This window comes from Streptomyces sp. NPDC058157 (genome assembly GCF_042884105.1).
Lineage (GTDB): Bacteria > Actinomycetota > Actinomycetes > Streptomycetales > Streptomycetaceae > Streptomyces.
Genome location: NZ_JBHVUQ010000020.1, coordinates 16,886 through 39,601, shown reverse-complemented (window position 1 = coordinate 39,601; position 22,716 = coordinate 16,886). Strand labels below are relative to the sequence as shown.

General features: G+C 70.6%; 19 protein-coding genes and 1 riboswitch. Of the genes, 14 read left to right on the top strand and 5 right to left on the bottom strand.

Annotation, left to right across the window (positions count from 1 at the left end; translation table 11 throughout):
- Window positions 1-5: 5 nt before the first annotated feature.
- From ACFVXK_RS07705 to ACFVXK_RS07695, 3 genes are all read left to right on the top strand, one after another.
- Window positions 6-827, top strand: coding sequence for an adenosylcobinamide-GDP ribazoletransferase (locus ACFVXK_RS07705; protein WP_389610615.1), 822 nt, complete (start codon window positions 6-8; stop codon window positions 825-827).
- Between the two features lie 33 nt (window positions 828-860).
- Complete coding sequence (locus ACFVXK_RS07700) at window positions 861-1,580, top strand: response regulator (protein ID WP_389610614.1); 720 nt, start codon at window positions 861-863, stop codon at window positions 1,578-1,580.
- A 230-nt stretch (window positions 1,581-1,810) separates the two neighbouring features.
- Entirely contained in the window at window positions 1,811-4,930 is a 3,120-nt protein-coding gene (locus ACFVXK_RS07695; protein ID WP_389610613.1) for an efflux RND transporter permease subunit, read from the top strand.
- A 69-nt stretch (window positions 4,931-4,999) separates the two neighbouring features.
- Here ACFVXK_RS07695 and nadA read toward each other — a convergent pair whose 3' ends face one another.
- Window positions 5,000-6,187, bottom strand: coding sequence for a quinolinate synthase NadA (gene nadA, locus ACFVXK_RS07690; RefSeq protein ID WP_389610612.1), 1,188 nt, complete (start codon window positions 6,185-6,187; stop codon window positions 5,000-5,002).
- A 336-nt stretch (window positions 6,188-6,523) separates the two neighbouring features.
- Here nadA and ACFVXK_RS07685 point away from each other — a divergent pair, with 336 nt between their 5' ends.
- Window positions 6,524-6,880, top strand: a complete 357-nt coding sequence (locus ACFVXK_RS07685) for an iron-sulfur cluster assembly accessory protein (protein WP_030029080.1) — start codon at window positions 6,524-6,526, stop codon at window positions 6,878-6,880.
- Between the two features lie 101 nt (window positions 6,881-6,981).
- Here the strand turns inward: ACFVXK_RS07685 and ACFVXK_RS07680 are convergent, their stop codons facing one another.
- Both ACFVXK_RS07680 and ACFVXK_RS07675 read right to left on the bottom strand, forming a co-directional pair.
- Window positions 6,982-8,448 (bottom strand): hypothetical protein, encoded by a 1,467-nt coding sequence (locus ACFVXK_RS07680; RefSeq protein ID WP_389610611.1) that lies wholly within the window; start codon window positions 8,446-8,448, stop codon window positions 6,982-6,984.
- Between the two features lie 81 nt (window positions 8,449-8,529).
- Window positions 8,530-8,745, bottom strand: coding sequence for a hypothetical protein (locus tag ACFVXK_RS07675; protein WP_389610610.1), 216 nt, complete (start codon window positions 8,743-8,745; stop codon window positions 8,530-8,532).
- A 131-nt stretch (window positions 8,746-8,876) separates the two neighbouring features.
- Between ACFVXK_RS07675 and ACFVXK_RS07670 the strand changes: the two genes are divergently transcribed.
- Window positions 8,877-9,854 (top strand): carbohydrate kinase family protein, encoded by a 978-nt coding sequence (locus ACFVXK_RS07670; protein WP_389610609.1) that lies wholly within the window; start codon window positions 8,877-8,879, stop codon window positions 9,852-9,854.
- A gap of 196 nt (window positions 9,855-10,050) precedes the next feature.
- Here ACFVXK_RS07670 and ACFVXK_RS07665 read toward each other — a convergent pair whose 3' ends face one another.
- Complete coding sequence (locus ACFVXK_RS07665; protein WP_389610608.1) at window positions 10,051-11,433, bottom strand: cysteine desulfurase/sulfurtransferase TusA family protein; 1,383 nt, start codon at window positions 11,431-11,433, stop codon at window positions 10,051-10,053.
- A gap of 338 nt (window positions 11,434-11,771) precedes the next feature.
- On the opposite strand from ACFVXK_RS07665, the gene coxB reads away from it, so the two are divergent.
- From coxB to ACFVXK_RS07645, 4 genes are all read left to right on the top strand, one after another.
- Window positions 11,772-12,749 (top strand): cytochrome c oxidase subunit II, encoded by a 978-nt coding sequence (gene coxB / locus ACFVXK_RS07660; RefSeq protein ID WP_389610607.1) that lies wholly within the window; start codon window positions 11,772-11,774, stop codon window positions 12,747-12,749.
- A complete protein-coding gene (gene ctaD, locus ACFVXK_RS07655; RefSeq protein WP_358897531.1) occupies window positions 12,746-14,473 on the top strand; it encodes a cytochrome c oxidase subunit I in 1,728 nt (575 codons plus the stop codon). Before coxB ends, ctaD begins: the two co-directional genes overlap by 4 nt.
- Window positions 14,470-14,868: a cytochrome c oxidase subunit 4 gene (locus ACFVXK_RS07650; protein WP_365156483.1), complete on the top strand. Its 399-nt coding sequence runs from the start codon at window positions 14,470-14,472 to the stop codon at window positions 14,866-14,868. The genes ctaD and ACFVXK_RS07650 overlap by 4 nt, the downstream gene beginning before the upstream one ends.
- 138 nt (window positions 14,869-15,006) lie before the next feature.
- Window positions 15,007-16,257, top strand: coding sequence for an Ig-like domain-containing protein (locus ACFVXK_RS07645; RefSeq protein ID WP_389610606.1), 1,251 nt, complete (start codon window positions 15,007-15,009; stop codon window positions 16,255-16,257).
- A gap of 122 nt (window positions 16,258-16,379) precedes the next feature.
- Here ACFVXK_RS07645 and ACFVXK_RS07640 read toward each other — a convergent pair whose 3' ends face one another.
- Window positions 16,380-16,784 carry a hypothetical protein gene (locus ACFVXK_RS07640; RefSeq protein WP_389610605.1) on the bottom strand — a complete coding sequence of 135 codons (405 nt, stop codon included), beginning with the start codon at window positions 16,782-16,784 and terminating at the stop codon, window positions 16,380-16,382.
- Between the two features lie 200 nt (window positions 16,785-16,984).
- On the opposite strand from ACFVXK_RS07640, the gene ACFVXK_RS07635 reads away from it, so the two are divergent.
- The 5 genes from ACFVXK_RS07635 (at window position 16,985) to trpD (ending at window position 22,413) form a co-directional block, all read left to right on the top strand.
- Window positions 16,985-17,605, top strand: a complete 621-nt coding sequence (locus tag ACFVXK_RS07635) for a heme-copper oxidase subunit III (RefSeq protein ID WP_045946897.1) — start codon at window positions 16,985-16,987, stop codon at window positions 17,603-17,605.
- Window positions 17,606-17,682: 77 nt separating this feature from the next.
- Entirely contained in the window at window positions 17,683-18,492 is an 810-nt protein-coding gene (locus ACFVXK_RS07630) for a c-type cytochrome (protein ID WP_358897527.1), read from the top strand.
- Window positions 18,489-19,547, top strand: a complete 1,059-nt coding sequence (locus ACFVXK_RS07625; protein WP_389610604.1) for a Rieske 2Fe-2S domain-containing protein — start codon at window positions 18,489-18,491, stop codon at window positions 19,545-19,547. Before ACFVXK_RS07630 ends, ACFVXK_RS07625 begins: the two co-directional genes overlap by 4 nt.
- Window positions 19,544-21,169, top strand: coding sequence for a cytochrome bc complex cytochrome b subunit (locus ACFVXK_RS07620; protein WP_389610603.1), 1,626 nt, complete (start codon window positions 19,544-19,546; stop codon window positions 21,167-21,169). Before ACFVXK_RS07625 ends, ACFVXK_RS07620 begins: the two co-directional genes overlap by 4 nt.
- A 179-nt stretch (window positions 21,170-21,348) precedes the next feature.
- Window positions 21,349-22,413, top strand: a complete 1,065-nt coding sequence (trpD, locus tag ACFVXK_RS07615) for an anthranilate phosphoribosyltransferase (protein ID WP_389610602.1) — start codon at window positions 21,349-21,351, stop codon at window positions 22,411-22,413.
- An 87-nt stretch (window positions 22,414-22,500) separates the two neighbouring features.
- Window positions 22,501-22,617: riboswitch (SAM riboswitch) on the top strand.
- Window positions 22,618-22,716: the final 99 nt, after the last annotated feature.

Genomic DNA, 22,716 nt, shown 5'->3' with positions numbered 1-22,716 from the left:
CGCCGATGACAGATTCGACCGATGATCGACCGCCGCTCCCGCCCGAGGAGCGCGCCACCCTGGCCGACGGGATCCGCTTCGCCTTCGGCACGCTGACGGTCCTGCCCGCCCGCATCACCCGCTGGGACCGGCCCGCCGCCCGCGCCGGCATGGCCTGCGCCCCGCTCGCCGGCCTCGCCGTCGGCCTCCTCGCCACCGTACCCGGAGTCCTGCTGCTGCTCCTCGGCGGCGGCCCCCTGCTCGCCGCCGCCGTCACCGTCGCCGTCCCCGCCGCCCTGACCCGGGGCCTCCACCTGGACGGGCTGGCCGACACCGCCGACGGCCTCGGCAGCGCCAAGCCCGCCGAGGACGCCCTGCGGATCATGAAGCAGTCCGACATCGGCCCCTTCGGCGTCATCACCCTGCTGTTCGTCCTCCTGATCCAGGTCGCCGCCCTCGCCAACGCCTACGCCGGCTCCTGGACCCGGGGCGCGCTCGCCGCCGTGACCGCCGCCGTCACCGCCCGGCTCGCGATGACCCTGGCCTCCCGCCGGGGCGTCCCCGCCGCCCGGCCCGAAGGGCTCGGCGCGGCCGTCGCGGGCGTGGTCCCGCGCCGCGCGGCGGCCTGGGTTGCCGCCTTGGTCCTGGCCGCCGCCGCGCTGGCCGCCCTCCCCATGGGACCGGCCGCCACCGCACAGCACGCGGCCGCCGTCCTCGCCGGCCTGCTCGCCGCCGAAGCCCTGCTGCGCCGCTGCGTGCACCGCTTCGACGGGGTCACCGGCGACGTCTTCGGCGCCCTCTGCGAGACCGCGGCCACCGCCGTCCTGGTCGTCCTCACCCTGGGCTGATCATGCCGCCCGCCGCCCGCGTACCCTCGGGGCGTGGACGAGAACCGGGCTCAGGAGCGGGGCGCAGGCCCCATCAAGGTGCTGCTCGCCGACGACCAGGCGCTGCTGCGCAGCGCGTTCAAGGTGCTGGTCGACTCCGAGCCCGACATGCGGGTCGTCGGGGAGGCCTCCGACGGGGCCCAGGCCTACGCCCTGGCCCGCGAGGCCGGGGCGGACGTGGTCCTCATGGACATCCGCATGCCCGGCACCGACGGCCTCGCCGCCACCCGCATGATCAGCGAGGACCCGGAGTGCTCCGGCGTCCGGGTCGTCATGCTGACCACCTTCGAGGTGGACGAGTACGTGGTCCAGGCCCTGCGCGCCGGGGCCTCCGGCTTCCTCGGCAAGGGCGCCGAGCCCGACGAGCTGCTCAACGCCATCCGCGTCGCGGCGGCCGGCGAGGCCCTGCTCTCCCCGGCCGCCACCAAGGGCCTGATCGCCAGCTTCCTCGCCCAGGGCGGCCGGTCCGACGCCCCCGCCGCCGGGTCGGCCCACGCCGAGCGGCTCGCCGCGCTGACCGGCCGCGAGCGCGAGGTCCTCGTCCTGGTCGCCGCGGGCCTGTCCAACGACGGCATCGCCGGCCGGCTGGAGGTCAGCCCGCTGACCGTCAAGACGCACGTCAACCGGGCCATGGCCAAGCTCGGGGCCCGGGACCGGGCGCAACTGGTGGTCGTCGCGTACGAGTCGGGCCTGGTCCGCCCGCGCGCCGACTGAGCACGCCGACTGGGCACGCCGACCGGGCACGCCGACTGAGCACGCCGACCGGCGCGGGCCCCGCGGCGGGCACGGGTCCGCCGCCGGGCGCGGGCCCCGCAGTACGGCCGTGTACTGCGGGCGCGGTATGCCGCGCATAAGGACGGGACCTGGGGCCGACGCAGCCCCGCTCCGCCGTGGGTGAGGCTGGAGGACCCTCGCCCACGTCACAGCAGAGAGATCCCACACTCATGTCCTGGCTGTCCCGCTTCAGCCTGGCCCAGAGAGCCCTGATCGGCCTCGTGTCGATCGTCGCGCTGCTCTTCGGCGCCATAGCCATCCCGCAGCTCAAGCAGCAGCTGCTGCCGTCCATCGAACTGCCGATGGTCTCCGTGCTCGCGCCGTACCAGGGCGCCTCGCCCGACGTGGTCGAGAAGCAGGTCATCGAGCCGATCGAAAGCACCCTCAAGGGCGTCGACGGCATCACCGGCATCACCTCCACCGCCAGCGAGGGCAACGCCCTCATCCGCGCCACCTTCGACTACGGCGACGAGGGCACCAAGCAGCTCGTCGCCGACGTCCAGCAGGCCGTCAACCGGGCCCGCGTCCGGCTGCCCGCCGAGGTGGACCCGCAGGTGGTGGCCGGCTCCACCGACGACATCCCGACCGTCGTCCTCGCCGTCACCTCCGACAAGGACCAGCAGGCCCTCGCCGACCAGCTGAACCGCTCCGTCGTCCCGGTCCTGGAGGACCTCGACGGCGTCGGCCGGGTCAGCGTCGAAGGCGTCCGCGACCTCCAGGTCACCATCACCCCCGACAACGCCAAGCTGGCCGCCGCCGGCCTCGACGGCGCCGCCCTGGCCGAGGGCCTCAAGGCGGGCGGCGCGGCGATCCCCGCCGGCTCCTTCGACGAGCAGGGCAAGAACCGCACCGTCCGCGTCGGCTCCGGCTACACCTCCCTCGCCCAGCTGGAGGACCTCCGGCTGACCGCGGGCCCCGGCAAGCCGGTCGTCCGCCTCGGCGACGTGGCCACCGTCAAGCAGGAGCCGGCCAAGGCCGACTCCATCACCCGCACCAACGGCAAGCCCAGCCTCGCCCTCGTCCTCACCATGGACAAGGACGGCAGCGCCGTCGCCATCTCCGACGCCGTCAAGGACAAGCTCCCCGAGCTGCGCTCCCAGCTCGGCTCCGGCGCCGAGCTGACCGTCGTCAGCGACCAGGGCCCCGCCGTGGCCCGCTCCATCTCCGGCCTGACCACCGAGGGCCTGCTCGGCCTGGCCTTCGCGGTGATCGTGATCCTGGTCTTCCTGGCCTCGATCCGCTCGACCCTGGTCACCGCGGTGTCCATCCCGCTGTCCGTGGTCCTCGCCCTGATCGTGCTGTGGACCCGCGACCTCTCCCTCAACATGCTGACGCTGGGCGCGCTCACCATCGCCATCGGCCGCGTCGTCGACGACTCGATCGTGGTCCTGGAGAACATCAAGCGCCACCTCGGCTACGGCGAGGAGCGCGAGGCCGCGATCACCGCCGCCGTCAAGGAGGTGGCCGGCGCGGTCACCTCCTCCACCCTCACCACCGTCGCCGTCTTCCTGCCGATCGGCCTGGTCGGCGGCATGATCGGCGAGCTGTTCGGCTCCTTCTCGCTCACCGTCACCGCCGCCCTGCTGGCCTCGCTGCTGGTCTCCCTGACGGTGGTCCCGGTCCTCTCGTACTGGTTCCTGCGCGCCCCCAAGGGCACGTCGGAAGATCCCGAGCAGGCCCGCCGCGAGGCCGAGGAGAAGGAGGCGAACAGCCGCCTCCAGCGCCTGTACGTCCGGGTCCTGGGCTTCGCCACCCGGCGCCGCCTCACCAGCATCGCCATCGCCGTCGTGGTCCTGGTCGCCACCTTCGGGATGACCCCGCTGCTGAAGACCAACTTCTTCGACCAGGGCGAGCAGGACGTCCTGACGGTCAAGCAGGAGCTGCCCGCCGGCACCTCCCTGGCCGCCTCCGACGAGGCGAGCCGCAAGGTGGAGCAGGCCCTGGCCTCCGTCGAGGGCGTCAAGGACTACCAGGTCACCGTCGGCTCCTCCGGCTTCCTCGCGGCCTTCGGCGGCGGAACGGGCACCAACCAGGCCTCCTACCAGGTCACCCTGGACGACGCCAAGCACTCCGAGGCCGTCAAGCAGCGCATCCAGGACGCCCTCGGCAAGCTCCAGGGCATCGGCGACACCTCCCTCTCGGCGGGCGGCGGCTTCGGCAGCCAGAACCTGAGCGTGGTCGTCAAGGCCGGCGACGGCGCCGTCCTCGCCAAGGCCGCCGAGCAGGTCCGCGCCGAGGTGGCCACTCTCAAGGACGTCACCGACGTCCAGAGCGACCTCGCCCAGTCCGTGCCCCGGATCTCGGTCACCGCCACCCCGAAGACCGCCGAGGCGGGCCTCAACCAGGCCGCGCTGGGCGCGATCGTCGCCCAGGCCGTCCGCGGCAACCCGGCGGGCAAGGCCGTACTGGACGACACCGAACGCGACATCGTCATCCGCTCCGCCCACCCGGCCACCACCCTGGCCGAACTGCGCGACCTGCCGGTCGGCCCCGCCAAGCTGGGCGACATCGCCGAGGTCAAGGAGGTCCCCGGCCCGGTCGCGATGACCCGGATCGACGGCGCCCGCGCCGCCACCATCACCGCCAAGCCGGTCGGCGACAACACCGGCGCCGTCAGCGCCGCCCTCCAGACCAAGCTCAAGGCCCTGGACCTCCCCGACGGGGCCACGGCCTCCATCGGCGGTGTCTCCCAGGACCAGGACGAGGCCTTCGGCTCGCTGGGCCTGGCCATGCTCGCGGCCGTCGCGATCGTCTTCATGCTGCTGGTCGCGACCTTCCGCTCGCTGGTCCAGCCGCTGATCCTGCTGGTCTCCATCCCCTTCGCCGCCACGGGCGCCCTCGGCCTGCTCATCGTCACCGGCACCCCCATGGGCGTCCCGGCGATGATCGGCATGCTGATGCTCATCGGCATCGTGGTCACCAACGCCATCGTCCTGATCGACCTGGTCAACCAGTACCGGGCCCAGGGCTACGGCGTGGTCGAGGCGGTCGTCGAGGGTGGCCGGCACCGCCTGCGGCCCATCCTGATGACGGCCCTGGCGACGATCTTCGCCCTGCTCCCGATGGCGCTGGGCGTCACCGGCGAGGGCGGCTTCATCTCGCAGCCGCTCGCGGTGGTGGTCATCGGCGGCCTGGTCAGCTCCACCCTGCTGACGCTGCTGCTCGTCCCGACCCTGTACACGGCGATCGAGCTGCGCAAGGAGCGCCGCCGGGCCAAGCGTTCGGCGCGCCGCGCGGCCCCGCTGAAGGTGGTCCCTCAGGACCGGGAGGAGGTCCCGGCCGACGTCTGACGACCGGGTGAACGCGGAAGGGGCGCCCCCCACCGGGGGGGGGCGCCCCTTCGTGCGCGTGCGCGATGGCTACGGGAGCGCCAGCATCCGCTCCAGCGCGAGCTTGGCGAAGCTCTCCGTCTCCTTGTCGACCTGGATCTGGTTGACGAGGTTGCCCTCGGCCAGGGACTCCAGGGTCCACACCAGGTGGGGGAGGTCGATGCGGTTCATCGTCGAGCAGAAGCAGACCGTCTTGTCGAGGAAGACGACTTCCTTGTCCTCGGCGGCGAAACGGTTCGCCAGCCGCTTGACGAGGTTCAGCTCGGTGCCGATGGCCCACTTGGAGCCGGCCGGGGCCGCCTCCAGCGCCTTGATGATGTACTCCGTCGAGCCGACGTAGTCCGCGGCCGCGACGACCTCGTGCTTGCACTCGGGGTGCACCAGCACGTTGACGCCCGGGATCCGCTCGCGCACGTCGTTGACCGAGTCCACCGAGAAGCGGCCGTGGACCGAGCAGTGGCCGCGCCACAGGATCATCTTCGCGCCGCGCAGCTGCTCGGCGGTCAGCCCGCCGTTCGGCTTGTGCGGGTTGTAGAGCACGCAGTCGTCCAGGGACATGCCCATGTCGCGGACGGCCGTGTTGCGGCCCAGGTGCTGGTCGGGCAGGAAGAGGACCTTCTCGCCCTGCTCGAAGGCCCACTCCAGGGCCTTCTTCGCGTTCGACGAGGTACAGATCGTGCCGCCGTGCTTGCCGGTGAAGGCCTTGATGTCGGCGGAGGAGTTCATGTACGAGACGGGCACGGTGCTGCCGGCGATCCCGGCCTCGGTGAGCACGTCCCAGCACTCGGCGACCTGCTCGGCGGTGGCCATGTCGGCCATCGAGCAGCCGGCCGCGAGGTCGGGCAGGACGACCTTCTGGTCGTCGGAGGTCAGGATGTCCGCGGACTCGGCCATGAAGTGCACGCCGCAGAAGACGATGTACTCGGCCTCCGGCTTGGCGGCCGCGTCGCGGGCGAGCTTGAAGGAGTCGCCGGTGACGTCGGCGAACTCGATGACCTCGTCACGCTGGTAGTGGTGCCCGAGGATGAAGACCTTGTCCCCGAGCTTCTCCTTGGCCGCGCGGGCGCGGGCCACGAGGTCCGGGTCCGACGGCGACGGCAGGTCGCCGGGGCACTCCACGCCGCGCTCGCTCTTGGGGTCGGACTCGCGGCCGAGCAGCAGCAGGGCAAGGGGCGTCGGCTGGACGTCCAAGGGCTGGGCGGTGGTCACGACACGCACCCTTTCTGTTCTGCGACTAGGTGCCTTCCGAAGAGGGCTTCCGAAGGCGTCACTTCGACTTCTCGTCTATATGACGTTATCTATCATAACCGCTTCACGTCACTTTGACGATGGCGATAATGTCGATGTGACGCATTCGCCCGCTCCGGAGCGGCGCACTCCAGCCGCCCTCCGCAGGAGGTCCACCGCTCCCCACGGGTGTGCGAGCATGAATATCTGAAACAAGGCGCCGGACCCGGAATGAAACCGCGGTCCCGCTGGTTGCCACCGACGGCAAGAGTCCGACGTTTCCCCAGCCGCCCGGCGGGGAGCCGCCCACTTCGGGAGTGAATGCAGATGTCCGTACAGGACGACAAGACCACTGTGAGCGACGGCATCCTCCTGTCCGACGCCGCCGCCGAGAAGGTCCGCACCCTGCTGGAGCAGGAAGGCCGCGATGACCTGGCGCTGCGCGTCGCCGTCCAGCCCGGCGGCTGCTCCGGCCTGCGCTACCAGCTCTTCTTCGACGAGCGCTCCCTCGACGGCGACGTCGTCAAGGACTTCGACGGCGTCAAGGTCGTCACCGACCGCATGAGCGCCCCCTACCTGGGCGGCGCCTCCATCGACTTCGTCGACACCATCGAGAAGCAGGGCTTCACGATCGACAACCCGAACGCCACCGGCTCCTGCGCCTGCGGCGACTCCTTCAGCTAAGCCGGCTGGACCACGCGTACGGCGAGGGCCCGGGCCCCGGTCGATCCGACCGGCGGCCCGGGCCCTCGCCCTTTCCCGCCTTTCCCGCCTTTTCCGCACGCCTACTGGCGCGGCAGCGCCTTGCCGGTCGTCGCGTCGACCACCTTGCGCTCGCCCAGCGGCTGCTTCAGCTGCGCCGTGACGGACATCTCCTTCGCGAGCATGACGCACGCCTGGCCCGGGTTGTTCGGGGTGTCCGTGATCTTCACCAGGACCGAGCCGGCCTCCTCCCGCGCCTCCAGCGCGTAGGTGCTGCACACCCCGCCCCAGAAGTTGACCGTCAGCGTCCGGTCGTCCTGGGCGAACGAGAACCCGGGCACCGTGCGGCCCTGCGGGGGCACCGGAGCGGGGGAGTCCTCCTTGGCCGCGGCCGGCTGGACCACCGTACGGCCCGGCTTGCCGTCCGTACCGGCCACCTCGAACAGCCAGGCCGGCACCAGGCCCCGCCCGCCGTCGACCGTCCCCGCGACCAGCCCGAACGCCGCCCCCTTCACGCTCTCCGTCCGCGGCGGCTTCATCGGCCGCGGCTCCGGGTTGCAGGGCAGGGTGTCGGTGGCCCCGGTCGCCGTGTCCGGGGTCAGCGGCACCGAGGTCGCGCAGCCGCTCGGGCCCGTGCCGGCGCCCTTCCCGGGGCCGCTCGCCGCGTTGAGCCGGTCCAGGGCCTCGGCCGCGCCGACCACCGGCTGCTCGGCCGCGCGGACCGGCGCCTTCAGCTCACCGCTGCCCGCCACCGCCCGGCCGTCCGCCCCGACGCTGATGCGGCTGGACCAGCCCTGCGTGGGCAGGCCGCCCACCACCGGGTCGGCCACCACCACCCGGACCGAGCCCGTCACCAGCCGGGCGTCCACCTTCGCGTCGCCCTGCCCGGCCGCCGCGAGCACCGGCGCCGCGGCGTCCTTCGCGGCCTGCTCGGAGACCGGCGTGCCCGAGCCGGAGCCCTGCGCCGCGCCCGGTGCGGAGCCCCCCTCCGGGAGCGTGGCGGGGCCGCAGGTGTCCTTGCCGCGCACGCAGGCGTCGCCCGCGCCGGTGCCCGTGCCGTCGCCGCCCTGGAAGCGGGAGAAGCTCCAGGTGCCGGGGGCCTTGCGGGTGACGCTGAGCCGGGGCCCGGAGCCGTCGCCGGTCTCGCCGGCCAGCCACTGCTCACCGCTGAGCCGGGGCGCGCCGGAGATCCCGAGGGCCTGCGCGAGCCGGGCCACCTCCTCGGAACCGACCTCCCCCGAGGAGGCGAAGGAGGGCGCGGACGCCGGCCCCTGGGGGAGCGGCCCGTCCGCCCGGTAGGTCACCCCGGCGCCGTTCGGGTCCGGCTCCCCGGGGGCGATGCCCGGCCTCGACGGGGACCCCGCGTCGCGCGGGGCGGCCGCGGCGGTGTCCCCCGTACGGCCGCGGCCGCCCGGGGCGTCGCCGTAGGCCGTGGTCGCCCAGTACGCCGTACCGCCGCCGGCCAGCAGGACGGCGGCCGCGATGGAGCCGATGGCCCAGGCCGGCCGCCGTCGTGTGGCGCGTGATGTGTCGGGTTGTTCGCTGGTCACCGCTCGCTCCTTCGCGTGTCCCGCCGTACGTGATGCGGGTGTGACGCGCCGACCGCGAAACCGGTTCCCCCCTCTTTCCTCCTACTCCCCGTACTCCGCCGTGGCGGCGATCAGCCGGGCGGAGGCGGGCGGGACGCTGACCCCGTGGATCTGGGACGGCGCCACCCGGACCGGCCGCGGCTCCGGCGGGACCGCCCAGTGCGGGGCCATCCGGGCGCAGTCCCCCAGCAGCCGGGCGAAGCCGGGGCGTGCGTCGGCGGTGTACTCGGTGTAACCGAAACCATCGGTATAGGTCATGGAGGCACGGTAGGCACGCCAAGTCGGGCGAAGGAAGTCCTACTACGGGGTAGTTTCAGCCGTTCGGCCGGGGGGCGGGGAACGGGTAACTTTGACTGTCACCCGCCGTCATCCGCAGGAGCATCCACGCCGTGCGCATCGCAGTCACCGGCTCCATCGCCACCGACCACCTCATGACCTTCCCGGGCCGCTTCGCCGACCAGTTCGTCGCCGACCAGCTCCACACGGTCTCCCTCTCCTTCCTCGTCGACAACCTCGACGTGCGGCGGGGCGGCGTCGGCCCGAACATCTGCTTCGGCATGGGCCAGCTCGGCAGCCGCCCGATCCTCGTCGGCGCGGCCGGCTCGGACTTCGACGAGTACCGCGCCTGGCTCGACCGGCACGGCGTGGACACGGCCTCCGTGCGGATCTCCGAAGTGCTGCACACCGCGCGCTTCGTCTGCACCACCGACGCCGACCACAACCAGATCGGCTCCTTCTACACGGGCGCGATGAGCGAGGCCCGCCAGATCGAGCTCAAGGCCGTCGCCGACCGGGTGGGCGGACTGGACCTCGTCCTCATCGGCGCCGACGACCCCGAGGCGATGCTCCGCCACACGGAGGAGTGCCGCACGCGCGGGATCCCCTTCGCCGCGGACTTCTCGCAGCAGATCGCCCGCATGGACGGCGACAACATCCGCACCCTGATGGAGGGTGCGACGTACCTCTTCTCGAACGAGTACGAGAAGGGCCTCATCGAGTCGAAGTCCGGCTGGACGGACGAGGAGATCCTCGCCAAGGTCGGCACCCGCGTCACCACGCTGGGCGCGAAGGGCGTGCGGATCGAGCGGGTCGGCGAGGAGCCGATCCTGGTCGGCTGCCCGGAGGAGACGGCGAAGGTGGACCCGACCGGTGTCGGCGACGCGTTCCGCGCCGGGTTCCTGACGGGGCTGGGCTGGGGCGTCGGCCTGGAGCGGGCCGCGCAGCTGGGCTGCATGCTGGCCACCCTCGTGATCGAAACCCTGGGCACCCAGGAGTACACCCTGGCGCGGGCGCACTTCATGGAGCGCTTCACGAAGGCCTACGGCGACACCGCCGCCGCCGAGGTCCGCGCCCACCTGGAGGCGTAGCCCGGTCTCTGGGGGCTCCGCCCCCGGACCCCCGCGCCTCAAACGCCGGCGGGGCTGGATTTTGCCGCTGCGCGGCAATTCCAGCCCGCGCGGCGTTTGAGCGCACGGGCGCGGAGCGCACGTACGGGGTCCGGGGCTCGCCCCGGGAAACGGTGAAAGGGCGGGGCGGGGAGACGCTCCGCGCAGCGGCCCGGCGTCACACCGTCCGGCGGACCCGGTAGGCCGCGCCGACCGGGCGCGGGGTCTCGCCCAGGTACGCGTGCCCCCGCATCGCACACCACGCCGGGATGTCGAGCCGCGCCACCTCGTCGTCCGACAGGACCGTCACCGTCCCGCCGACCGGTACGGTGAAGATCGCCCGCGCCAGCTCGATCACCGGCTGCGGGCAGCGCAGCCCGAGGGCGTCGACCTCCACCGACTCCGCCACCGGCGGGGAGGCGGAGGGGGCCTCCGGGACGCCGAGTTCCGCCCGGACCCCCGCCACCGCCCGCGGCAGGACCTCCAGGAAGCCGTTGACGTCCTCCGCCGACGTGCCCCGCGGCAGCGACACCCGTACGTTCCCCTCCGACAGCACCCCCATCGCCCGCAGCACGTGACTGGGGGTCAGCGTGGAGCTCGTGCACGAGGAGCCCGAGGAGACCGACCAGCCCGCGCGGTCCAGTTCGTGCAGCAGGCTCTCGCCGTCGACGTACAGGCAGGAGAACGTCACCAGGTGCGGCAGCCGCCGGTCCGCGTGCCCGACCACCTCCACGTCCGGCACCAGCCGGGCCACCCGCCGCCGGATCCGGTCCACCAGCACCCGCAGCCGCGCCGCCTCCGCGTCCGCCTCGGCCCGCACCGCCCGCAAGGAGGCCGCCGCCGCCACGACGGCCGGCAGGTTGCCGAAGCCGGGGGAGCGGCCCGACTCCCGCTCGTCGGCCGGGCCTTGGGGGGCGAAGCGGACCCCCTTGCGGACGGCCAGCAGCCCGACCCCGGGCGGGCCGCCCCACTTGTGGGCGCTGGCCGTCAGCACCGACCAGGCGCCCTCCACCGGGCCCCACCCCAGCGACTGCGCCGCGTCGACCAGCAGCGGCACCCCCGCCGCCGCGCAGACCTCGGCCACCTCCGCCACCGGCTGGACCGTGCCCACCTCGTGGTTGGCCGACTGGAGACACGCCAGAGCCGTGGTCGAGGTCAGGACGGATCCGTAGCCATCGGGCGCGACCGCGCCGAGGCGGTCCACCGGAACCTCCGTCACCGTCCCCCCGGCGGCGGCGTGGGCCTCCGCCGCGTGGAGCACGGAGCTGTGCTCGACCGCCGAGACCACCAGATGGCCGCCGACCCGCCGGCGCCCCGCGAGCGCCCCCGCGACCCCCGCGTGAACCGCGTGCGTCCCCGAAGGAGTGAACACGAGCTCGTCGGGGCGACATCCCACCGCCTCGGCCGCGGCCTCCCGCGCCGCGTCCAGCAGCAGCCGGGCCCGGCGCCCCTCCCGGTACAGCCGGGCCGGGTCCGCCCAGCCCTCGTCCAGTGCGGCCTGCAACGCCTGCCGGGCCACGGGGTGCAGGGGAGCGGCGGAGGCGGTGTCGAAGTACGGCATCGGGCCACCGTAAGGCAGGGGCGGCGGGGCGGGCGGCGGGGGAGCGGGGTGTTGCGGCCTCCCGCGGCGCCCGCGCAGGTCGGGCCGGGTTTCAGGGGTCGTCAGATGCCGTCCGGAGCCCGCCGTTCAGGGCCGGACGGCCCGTCCCCCGTACGGCGGATCCATCCCTTCGGGGGCAGTAGCGGCGCGTTGGGCACCCTCCCCGCGCGGCCTCAAATAGCGTCCAGTAGGGTTTGGTCCGCATAAACATCCAAACCCCTGCCTGCGTCAGGGCCGGCGACCGACCCGAACACGGCCGCGGCCGGCCGCGCGGGCCGAGACTCTCGGGAAGGCGCTACGTGAGTCCCTACGGCTCCGACCGCTCGCCGCGGCGCCCGATGCGGCGGAAGCTGCTGCAGGCGCTGACTGCGGGCGTGGTCCTGGCGACCGCCACTGGTTGCTCGTACACCTGGAAAGACTTCCCCCGCCTCGGAATGCCCACCCCGGTCACGGAGGAGGCGCCTCGCATCCTCTCCCTGTGGCAGGGATCCTGGGCGGCCGCTCTCATCACGGGCATCCTGGTGTGGGGCCTGATCATGTGGAGCGTCATCTTCCACCGGCGTAGCCGGACGAAGATCGAGGTCCCCGCGCAGACCCGGTACAACATGCCCATCGAGGCGCTGTACACCGTGGTCCCGCTCATCATCGTCTCGGTGCTCTTCTACTTCACCGCGCGTGATGAGTCGAAGCTCCTCACCCTCTCCAAGACGACGCCGGCTCACACCATCAACGTGATCGGCTTCCAGTGGAGCTGGGGCTTCAACTACGTCGAGAACGTCGACGGCGACGCCGCGACCCCGAAGGCGGGTGTGGTTCCCAAGGAGCTCGCCTCCCTGCCGGACCGCTTCACCAAGCAGTTCCCCGCGGGCGCCGAGGGCGTTTACGACAAGGGCGTTCCCGGCGACCGGAACGCGGACACGAACAACCCGGGGCCGACCCTCTACCTGCCCAAGGGCGAGAAGGTCCGCTTCATCCTGTCGTCGAACGACGTCATCCACTCCTTCTGGGTGGTGCCCTTCCTGTTCAAGCAGGACGTCATCCCCGGTCACACCAATGTCTTCGAGGTCACCCCGACCCAGGAAGGCACCTTCGTGGGCAAGTGTGCCGAGCTCTGCGGCGTGGACCACTCCCGCATGCTCTTCAACGTGAAGGTCGTCTCCCCCGCGGAGTACAAGGCCCACCTGAAGCAGCTGGCGGAGAAGGGTCAGACCGGCTTCCTGCCGGCCGGCATCAAGCAGACTGACCCCGCCCGGAATGCGGAAGTGAACAAACTGTGAGCATCCTCAACGAATCCCAGGGTGCCGCCGCCGACTCGTATGAAAACGAGCTGCCGGTGCGGCGCAAGCAGCCGGGCAACGTGGTCGTCAAGTGGCTCACCACCACCGACCACAAGACCATCGGCACGATGTACCTGGTCACCTCGTTCGTGTTCTTCCTGATCGGTGGCATCCTGGCGCTCTTCATGCGCGCCGAGCTGGCCCGGCCGGGTACGCAGATCATGTCGAACGAGCAGTTCAACCAGGCGTTCACCATGCATGGCACGATCATGCTGCTGATGTTCGCGACCCCGCTGTTCGCCGGTTTCGCCAACTGGATCATGCCGCTGCAGATCGGCGCGCCCGACGTGGCGTTCCCGCGGCTGAACATGTTCGCGTACTGGCTGTACCTCTTCGGTTCGACCATCGCGGTCGCCGGCTTCGTCACCCCCTCGGGTGCGGCCGACTTCGGCTGGTTCGCCTACTCCCCGCTGTCGGACGCCGTCCGTTCGCCGGGCATCGGCGCCGACATGTGGATCATGGGTCTGGCCTTCTCCGGCTTCGGTACGATCCTCGGCTCGGTCAACTTCATCACCACGATCATCTGCATGCGCGCTCCGGGCATGACGATGTTCCGCATGCCGATCTTCACCTGGAACGTGCTGCTGACCGGTGTCCTGGTCCTGCTCGCCTTCCCGGTCCTGGCCGCCGCGCTGTTCGCGCTGGAGGCCGACCGCAAGTTCGGTGCGCACGTGTTCGACGCGGCCAACGGCGGCGCCTTGCTGTGGCAACACCTCTTCTGGTTCTTCGGACACCCAGAGGTGTACATCATCGCGCTACCGTTCTTCGGCATCGTCTCCGAGATCATCCCGGTCTTCTCCCGCAAGCCGATGTTCGGCTACATCGGTCTGATCGCCGCGACGATCGCGATCGCCGGCCTCTCGGTGACCGTGTGGGCCCACCACATGTACGTCACCGGCGGTGTGCTGCTGCCGTTCTTCTCCTTCATGACCTTCCTGATCGCGGTCCCGACCGGTGTGAAGTTCTTCAACTGGATCGGCACCATGTGGAAGGGCTCGCTGTCCTTCGAGACCCCGATGCTCTGGACGATCGGCTTCCTGGTCACCTTCACCTTCGGTGGTCTGACCGGCGTCATCCTGGCCTCGCCCCCGATGGACTTCCACGTCTCCGACTCGTACTTCGTCGTCGCGCACTTCCACTACGTCGTCTTCGGCACCGTGGTGTTCGCGATGTTCGCCGGCTTCCACTTCTGGTGGCCGAAGTTCACGGGCAAGATGCTGGACGAGCGCCTCGGCAAGATCACCTTCTGGACGCTGTTCATCGGCTTCCACGGCACGTTCCTGGTCCAGCACTGGCTGGGTGCCGAGGGCATGCCGCGCCGCTACGCGGACTACCTGGCCGCCGACGGCTTCACCACGCTGAACACGATCTCCACGATCAGCTCCTTCGTCCTCGGCCTCTCCTTCCTGCCGTTCATGTACAACGTCTGGAAGACCGCCAAGTACGGCAAGAAGATCGAGGTCGACGACCCGTGGGGCTACGGCCGTTCGCTCGAGTGGGCGACCTCCTGCCCGCCGCCGCGGCACAACTTCCTCACGCTGCCGCGCATCCGCAGTGAATCGCCGGCGTTCGACCTGCACCACCCGGAGATCGCGGCCCTCGACCACCTCGAGGACCACGCCCCGGTCAAGGCCGTCACCGGTGGCAAGGAGGCCGGCAAGTGAAGATCCAGGGCAAGATGTTCCTCTGGCTCTCCGCCTTCATCCTGATCATGACCGTCGTCTACGGCGTCTGGTCGAAGGAGCCGGTCGGAACCACCGCTCTCGCGCTGGCCTTCGGCCTGAGCGCCATGATCGGCTACTACCTGGCCTTCACGGCCCGGCGCGTGGACGAGATGGCCCAGGACAACCTGGAGGCCGACGTCGCCGACGAGGCGGGCGAGCTGGGGTTCTTCTCCCCGCACAGCTGGCAGCCGCTCTCGCTGGGCATCGGTGGCGCGCTCGCGTTCATGGGCGTCATCTTCGGCTGGTGGCTCATGTACTTCTCGGCCCCGATCATCCTGATCGGCCTGTGGGGCTGGGTGTACGAGTACTACCGCGGTGAGAACCAGAACCAGTAGGCGGTAGCCGTACCGGCGGTACGGAAGCGCTACAGAAGCAGTGCAGAGGGGCCCGGACACCTTTTCGGAGGAGTCCGGGCCCCTCGTTTGCAGTCACCCCGCGCGACGTAATAGTCATATGTTCATAGCGTTGAGCGCATGAAGCACTCACCGCGTCTTTGGACGGTACTCAGCTGCTCCCTGCTGGTCGCGTCCCTCGGTGCCGGCGCCACCGCATGCGGGGGGTCCGCAGACAACCCGCTGTCCGCCCGCCCGTACGACGCGGGCGACCAGGTGGCCTTCAACCAGCCGCCGGGCAGCGGCCGCGCCGCCGACCCCGACAAGCCCCTCGAGGTCACCGCCAAGGGCACGAAGTCCCGTATCACCGACGTGACGGCCGTGGACACCCACGGACGCCGCCTGGCGGGCGAACTCTCCGCCAAGGGGGACCGCTGGCACAGCACCTCGCCCATGGCCGCGGGCGTCCACTACACGGTCACGGTGAGCACGGAGGACCAGAACGGCGCCCCGGGGCAGCGCACGCTCGCCTTCGACACCACCCCGGCCAAGAAGCTCCTCAAGGTGGAATTCGGCCCGGACGAGGGCAAATACGGGGTCGGACAGCCCATCACGGCCGAACTCAGCGAACCCGTCAAGGACAAGGCCGCCCGCGCCCTCGTCGAACGGGGCCTGGTCATCGACACCCCGGAACCCGTCGAGGGCGCCTGGCACTGGGTCGACGACAAGAACCTGCACTTCCGCCCCAAGGACTACTGGCCCGCCCACTCCTCGGTCTCCGTACGGAGCAACCTGGAGGGCGTCAAGATCGAGGACGACCTCCACGGCTCCGCCTCCAAGCCCCTCAAGCTGGAGATCGGCGACCGGGTGGAGGTCACCACCGACGCCGCCGCGCACACCCTCACGTTCGAGCGCAACGGAGAAGTGATCAACACCATTCCGGTGACCACCGGAAAGCCCGGCTTCTCCACCCGCAACGGGGTCAAGGTGGTGCTGGGCAAGCAGTACTTCGTCCAGATGCGCGGCGACACCGTCGGCATCGGCGGCAGCGAGTACTACAACCTGCCCGTCTACTACGCCACCCGCGTGACCTGGAGCGGCGAGTACGTGCACGCCGCGCCCTGGTCGGTCGGCTCCCAGGGCTACGAGAACGTCAGCCACGGCTGCACCGGCATGAGCACGGGCAACGCCGCCTGGTTCTACGAGAACATCAGCGAGGGCGACATCGTCCGGGTGATCAACAGCATCGGCGAGGACATGGAGCCCTTCGGCAACGGCTACGGCGACTGGAACCTGGACTGGAAGGACTGGCGCGACGGCAGCTACCTCCTGAAGGGCACCCAGGAGGGCCGCAGCCCCGTCGACCAGGCCCGCCTGCGCCCCACGGTCTGACCCCCGCGGCCCCCCCAGGGCCCCGGGAGCCCCAAGACGCCCGAGAAGCCCACGAAAGCCCACGAGGGCCCGCGAACGGCCACAGCGCCGCCCGCGGGCCCTCGCCCGTGTCCGGGGCCCGCTCAGGCCGCGTTGGGGGCCAGCCGGGCGCGCAGCAGCCCCGCCAGGGCCTCCGGGAACTCCACCGGGTCCACCGGAAGGGTGACGGCCGCGTCGGCACGGCTCCAGGTGGCCAGCCAGGCGTCCTGGGGGCGCCCCATCAGCAGCAGCACCGGGGGACACCGGAAGATCTCGTCCTTGATCTGCCGGCACACGCCCATGCCCCCGGCCGGAACCGCCTCGCCGTCCAGCACGCACACGTCGATGCCGCCGGCGTCCAGTTCCTTGAGGACGGCTGGAAGGGTGGCACATTCCAGGAACTCCACCGGCGGCAGGTCCGCGGCCGGCCTGCGCCCGGCCGCCAGCCGCACCTGCTCCCGGGTGCCCGCGTCGTCGCTGTAGACCAGAACCCGCGCAGTCGCCCGCATTTCGTTCCTCCACGTGTCCGTGAATCACGCTGATGATGCGCGGGATGCTACTCCGTCCGACCCCGTGTCAACATCGGTTCCGCCAGCCTGGCGGGAGAGGCCGCACGGGGGTGATCTGATGGGCCGTTCGGGCCTTGCACACCCCCCTGACACTCCGAACGGCACCCCCCGGGGTGAGGGCGGGATAAGGGACCGACATAATGTCGGTCGTGGCGACAGCAACGACAGTAGATACCGGGCACGCGCACCCGACGGTCAACCGGCCGAACCTCGTCAGCGTCGGAACCATCATCTGGTTGAGTTCCGAGCTGATGTTCTTCGCGGCCCTCTTCGCGATGTACTTCACCCTGCGATCCGTGATGGGCGCCGAGCACTGGACGGAACAGGCCTCGGCCTTGAACCTGCCCTTCTCGGCGACGAACACCACGATCCTGGTGCTCTCCTCGCTCACCTGCCAGCTCGGCGTGTTCGCCGCCGAGCGCGGTGACGTGAAGAAGCTCCGGACGTGGTTCATCATCACGTTCGTCATGGGTGCGATCTTCATTGGCGGCCAGGTGTTCGAGTACACCGACCTGGTCAAGGAGGAAGGCCTGAGCCTCTCGTCCGACCCGTACGGCACGGTGTTCTACCTGACCACCGGCTTCCACGGTCTGCACGTGACGGGCGGACTCATCGCCTTCCTGCTGGTCCTCGGCCGGACGTACGCGGCCAAGAGGTTCACCCACGAACAGGCCACGTCGGCCATCGTCGTGTCCTACTACTGGCACTTCGTCGATGTCGTCTGGATCGGCCTCTTCGCGACGATCTACCTGATCAAGTAGCGAACCCGTCGCCGGGCCCGTTCCCGGCGCACCATCCAGAAACACCGACGCAGAAGATCCTGACACCGGGGTAATCCGTGAAAAAGCTTTCCGCACGACGACGCCATCCGCTGGCGGCGGTCGTCGTTCTACTCTTCGCGCTGGCGGTCACGGGGGGGCTGTACGCCGCCTTCGCGCCCGCGGGCAAGGCGCAGGCCGATGAAACCGCCCAGTCCCTCGCCATCGAGGAGGGCAAGAAGCTCTACGCCGTGGGCTGCGCAAGCTGCCACGGAACCGGCGGTCAGGGTTCCTCTGACGGCCCGAGCCTGGTCGGCGTCGGCTCCGCGGCCGTCGACTTCCAGGTGAGCACGGGCCGCATGCCCGCCCAGCAGCCCGGCGCCCAGGTGCCGAAGAAGCGGAACATCTACTCGCAGGCCCAGATCGACCAGCTCGCGGCGTACATCGCGTCCCTCGGCGCCGGCCCGATCGCGCCCACCGAGAAGCAGTACGACCCGGCCGGTGCCGACATCGCCGCCGGTGGCGAGCTGTTCCGCAACAACTGCGCGCAGTGCCACAACTTCACCGGTGAGGGCGGCGCGCTGACGAACGGCAAGTACGCCCCGAACCTCGAGGGCGTCGAGCCGAAGCACATCTACGAGGCCATGCTCACCGGCCCGCAGAACATGCCCTCCTTCCCGGACAGCACCATGCCGGAGAAGCAGAAGAAGGACATCATCGCGTACCTCCAGACCGTGAACGGCGAGAAGTCGGTCAGCCCTGGCGGCCTGAAGCTCGGCGGCCTCGGCCCCGTCTCCGAGGGTCTGTTCGGCTGGATCTTCGGTCTGGGTGCGCTGATCGCTGTCGCCGTCTGGGTCGCGGCCCACACCGCTAAGGCCAAGAAGTCATGAGTAGCCAAGACATTCCCGAAGACAAGCACCTGCCGAGCGAGCAGGGCGACGCGCACCACGGTGCCGTAGCGGTCGCGGACGACCCGTTCGCCGACCCGGGCCTGCCGGTCCACAAGCCGCGCATCCAGGACATCGACGAGCGGGCCGCCAAGCGGTCCGAGCGCACGGTCGCGATGCTGTTCACGCTGTCGATGCTGGCCACCGTCGGCTTCATCGCCTCGTACGTGTCCATCCCCGTCGAGAAGACCATCTACGTCTTCCCGATCGGCAAGGTCAGCGCGCTGAACTTCGCCCTGGGTCTGACCCTGGGCGTGGCCCTGTTCTGCATCGGCGCGGGCGCGGTCCACTGGGCCCGCACCCTGATGTCCGATGTCGAGGTCGCCGACGAGCGCCACGAGATCGCGGCGCCGGCCGACGTCAAGGCCAAGGTCATGCAGGACTTCGCCGACGGTGCGAACGAGTCCGGCATCGCCCGCCGCCCGCTGATCCGCAACACCATGATCGGTGCGCTGTCCCTGGTGCCGCTCGCCGGCGTCGTCCTGCTCCGCGACCTGGGCACGCTGCCCGAGGACAAGCTGCGCAAGACCCTGTGGGCCAAGGGCAAGCTGATCATCAACCAGAACACCATGGAGCCGCTGCGCCCCGAGGACGTCCTGGTGGGTTCGCTGACCTTCGCCATGCCCGAGGGCCTGGAAGAGGACCAGCACGACTTCCAGAACCAGATCGCCAAGGCCGCCCTGATGCTCGTCCGGATCAAGCCGGAGGACATCAAGGACAAGCAGGAACTCGAGTGGTCCCACGAGGGCATCGTGGCCTACTCGAAGATCTGCACCCACGTCGGCTGCCCGATCAGCCTGTACGAGCAGCAGACGCACCACGTGCTCTGCCCGTGCCACCAGTCCACCTTCGACCTCTCCGACGGCGCCCGTGTCATCTTCGGCCCGGCCGGTCACGCCCTTCCGCAGCTGCGGATCGGCGTGAATAGCGAAGGCTTCCTCGAAGCGCTCGGCGACTTCGAAGAGCCCGTCGGTCCTGCATTCTGGGAGCGCGGATGAGCACTGCCACCACCACCGAGCGCAAAGCGCCGCGCGGTGAGCGCGTAGCCGACTGGGCGGACGGCCGCCTGGGCATCTACAGCCTCGCCAAGGCGAACATGCGCAAGATCTTCCCGGACCACTGGTCCTTCATGCTGGGTGAGATCTGCCTCTACAGCTTCGTCATCATCATCCTCACGGGTGTGTACCTGACGCTGTTCTTCCACCCGAGCATGAACGAGGTCGTGTACCACGGCTCGTACGTGCCGATGCAGGGCGTCCAGATGTCCGAGGCCTTCGCCTCGACCCTGGACATCAGCTTCGACGTCCGCGGCGGTCTGCTCATCCGGCAGATCCACCACTGGTCGGCGCTGATCTTCGTCGCCGCGATGGTCGTGCACATGATGCGCGTCTTCTTCACCGGCGCGTTCCGCAAGCCGCGCGAGATCAACTGGATCTTCGGCTTCCTGCTGCTGGTCCTCGGCATGTTCACCGGCTTCACCGGTTACTCCCTGCCGGACGACCTGCTCTCGGGCACCGGTGTCCGCTTCATGGAGGGCGCGATCCTGTCCGTGCCGATCGTCGGCACGTACCTGTCGTTCTTCCTCTTCGGCGGCGAGTTCCCCGGCGGCGACTTCGTCGCCCGGTTCTACTCGATCCACATCCTGCTGCTGCCCGGCATCATGCTGGGCCTGCTCGTGGCGCACCTGATCCTGGTCTTCTACCACAAGCACACCCAGTTCGCGGGTCCCGGCCGGACGAACAACAACGTCGTCGGCATGCCGCTGCTGCCGGTCTACATGGCCAAGGCCGGAGGCTTCTTCTTCCTGGTCTTCGGTGTCATCGCGGCCATCGCGGCCCTCGCCTCGATCAACCCGATCTGGGCGCTCGGCCCGTACCGCCCGGACCACGTGTCCACCGGTGCGCAGCCCGACTGGTACATGGGTATGCCGGAAGGCCTGATCCGTGCCATGCCCGGCTGGGAGATCAACCTGTGGGGCCACACGCTCGTCCTGGGCGTGTTCATCCCGCTGCTGCTCTTCCCGCTGGTCCTCGGCGCGATCGCGGTCTGGCCGTTCATCGAGTCCTGGGTCACCGGCGACAAGCGCGAGCACCACATCCTGGACCGCCCGCGCAACGTCCCGACCCGTACGGCCTTCGGTGTCGCCTGGATCTCGGAGTACATCGTGCTCCTCATCGGCGGCGGCAACGACATGTTCGCCCAGTACTTCCACCTGTCGATCAACTCGATCACGTGGTTCGTCCGGATCGGCTTCTTCGTCGTCCCGGTCCTGGCCTTCATCGCCACCAAGCGGATCTGCCTCGGCCTCCAGCGCCGGGACCACGACAAGGTGCTGCACGGTCGCGAGACCGGCATCATCAAGCGTCTGCCGCACGGTGAGTTCGTCGAGGTCCACGAGCCGCTGCCGCAGGGCAAGCTGCACACCCTCACGGCGCACGAGCAGTACAAGCCGCTCGAGCTCGGCCCGACGGTCGACGAGAACGGTGTCGAGCGCAAGGTGACGCGCGGCGAGAAGCTGCGCGCCAAGCTCAGCAAGGGCTTCTACGCGGAGGGCAACCAGATCCCCAAGCCCACCACGGAGGAGTACAAGGAGATCCAGTCCGGCCACGGCCACCACTGATCTCCTGTAGGACCGCTTGAGGGACCGGTTCCGGCCGGTCCTGGTGTCGCCACGGCATGAGCCCCCGTCCAGTGTCTGGACGGGGGCTCATTGCCGTCTCCCGGGCTGGATAGGCTGAGATCCTTCCCACGGACGTGGGCCCCGACTTCGCAGGACCCGACGAGCAGCAGGAGCTGACCATGAACGTTGCGACCCCGGCAGGCGGCGACAGCGTGGCGGCACACAGCTGGCCGGGCATCCTGGAGGCCCTGCTCGGCGGCCGGGACCTGGTCGCCGACGACACCGCCTGGGCCATGGAGCGGATCATGCTCGGCGAGGCCACCGACGCGCAGATCGCGGGCTTCGCGGTGGCCCTGCGGGCCAAGGGCGAGACCGTGCAGGAGTACACGGGCCTGGTCCGCACGATGTACGCGCACGCCAACCTGATCGAGGTGCCCGGGCGGACCGTGGACATCGTCGGCACCGGCGGCGACGGCGCCAAGACCGTCAACATCTCCACCATGTCCGCCATCGTCGCCGCCGGCGCGGGCGCCAAGGTCGTCAAGCACGGCAACCGGGCCGCCTCCTCCGCCAGCGGCTCCTCCGACGTCCTGGAGAAGCTCGGCGTCAACCTGGGCCTGACCCCCCAGCGGGTGGCCGAGGTCGCCGAGGAGGCCGGCATCACCTTCTGCGCCGCGGTCGTCTTCCACCCCGCCCTGCGGTACGCGGCCTCGGCCCGCCGCGACCTCGGGATCCGCACCGCCTTCAACGGCCTCGGCCCGCTCACCAACCCCGCCAAGGTGACCGCCCAGGCGGTCGGCGTCGCGGACGGCCGGCTGGCCCCGATCATGGCCGGGGTGCTCGCCGAGCGGGGCACCTCCGCCCTCGTCTTCCGCGGCGACGACGGCCTGGACGAGCTGACCACCACCGGCACCTCCCGCGTGTGGTGGGTGCGGGACGGCGGGATCACCGAGCACGCCTTCGACCCGCGCGACGTGGGCATCGCGACCATCGACATCTCCGCCCTGCGCGGCGGCGACCCCTCCTACAACGCCGACGTGGCCCGCCGCCTGCTGGCCGGGGAGACCGGCCCGGTGCGCGACGCCGTCCTGCTGAACGCGGCCTCCGCCCTGGTCGCCCTGGACCCCGGCACGGGCTCGCTGGAGGAGGAGTTGTCCGCGGGCATGGCCCGCGCGGCCGAGTCCATCGACTCGGGCGCCGCCCGGGCCGCGCTGGAGCGCTGGGTGGCGGCCAGCAACGCCTGACCCGTACGACGGCTGCGCCGGAACCCCGGTCCACGATGTGGACCGGGGTCTTGCGTTCGGCGGACCGTGTGGCAGGATGCTCTCCAAGGTCACGAGTGACAGCGTTTAGGCCCCGGCTTGCTGTCCGGCAACCCTCCTTCCGTGGCGGGGTGCCCCGGGTGATGACCAGGCCGTAGGCAGCGAGGTCTACGGCAAGCGCGGATCCCTCGACACCAGGGGTCCTGGTCTCTCGAGGAGCGTTTTCCGTGAGCAAGCGAATGCGATAGGGCGACTCCGCCCCTACTTCACCCCTCGGAACAGGGT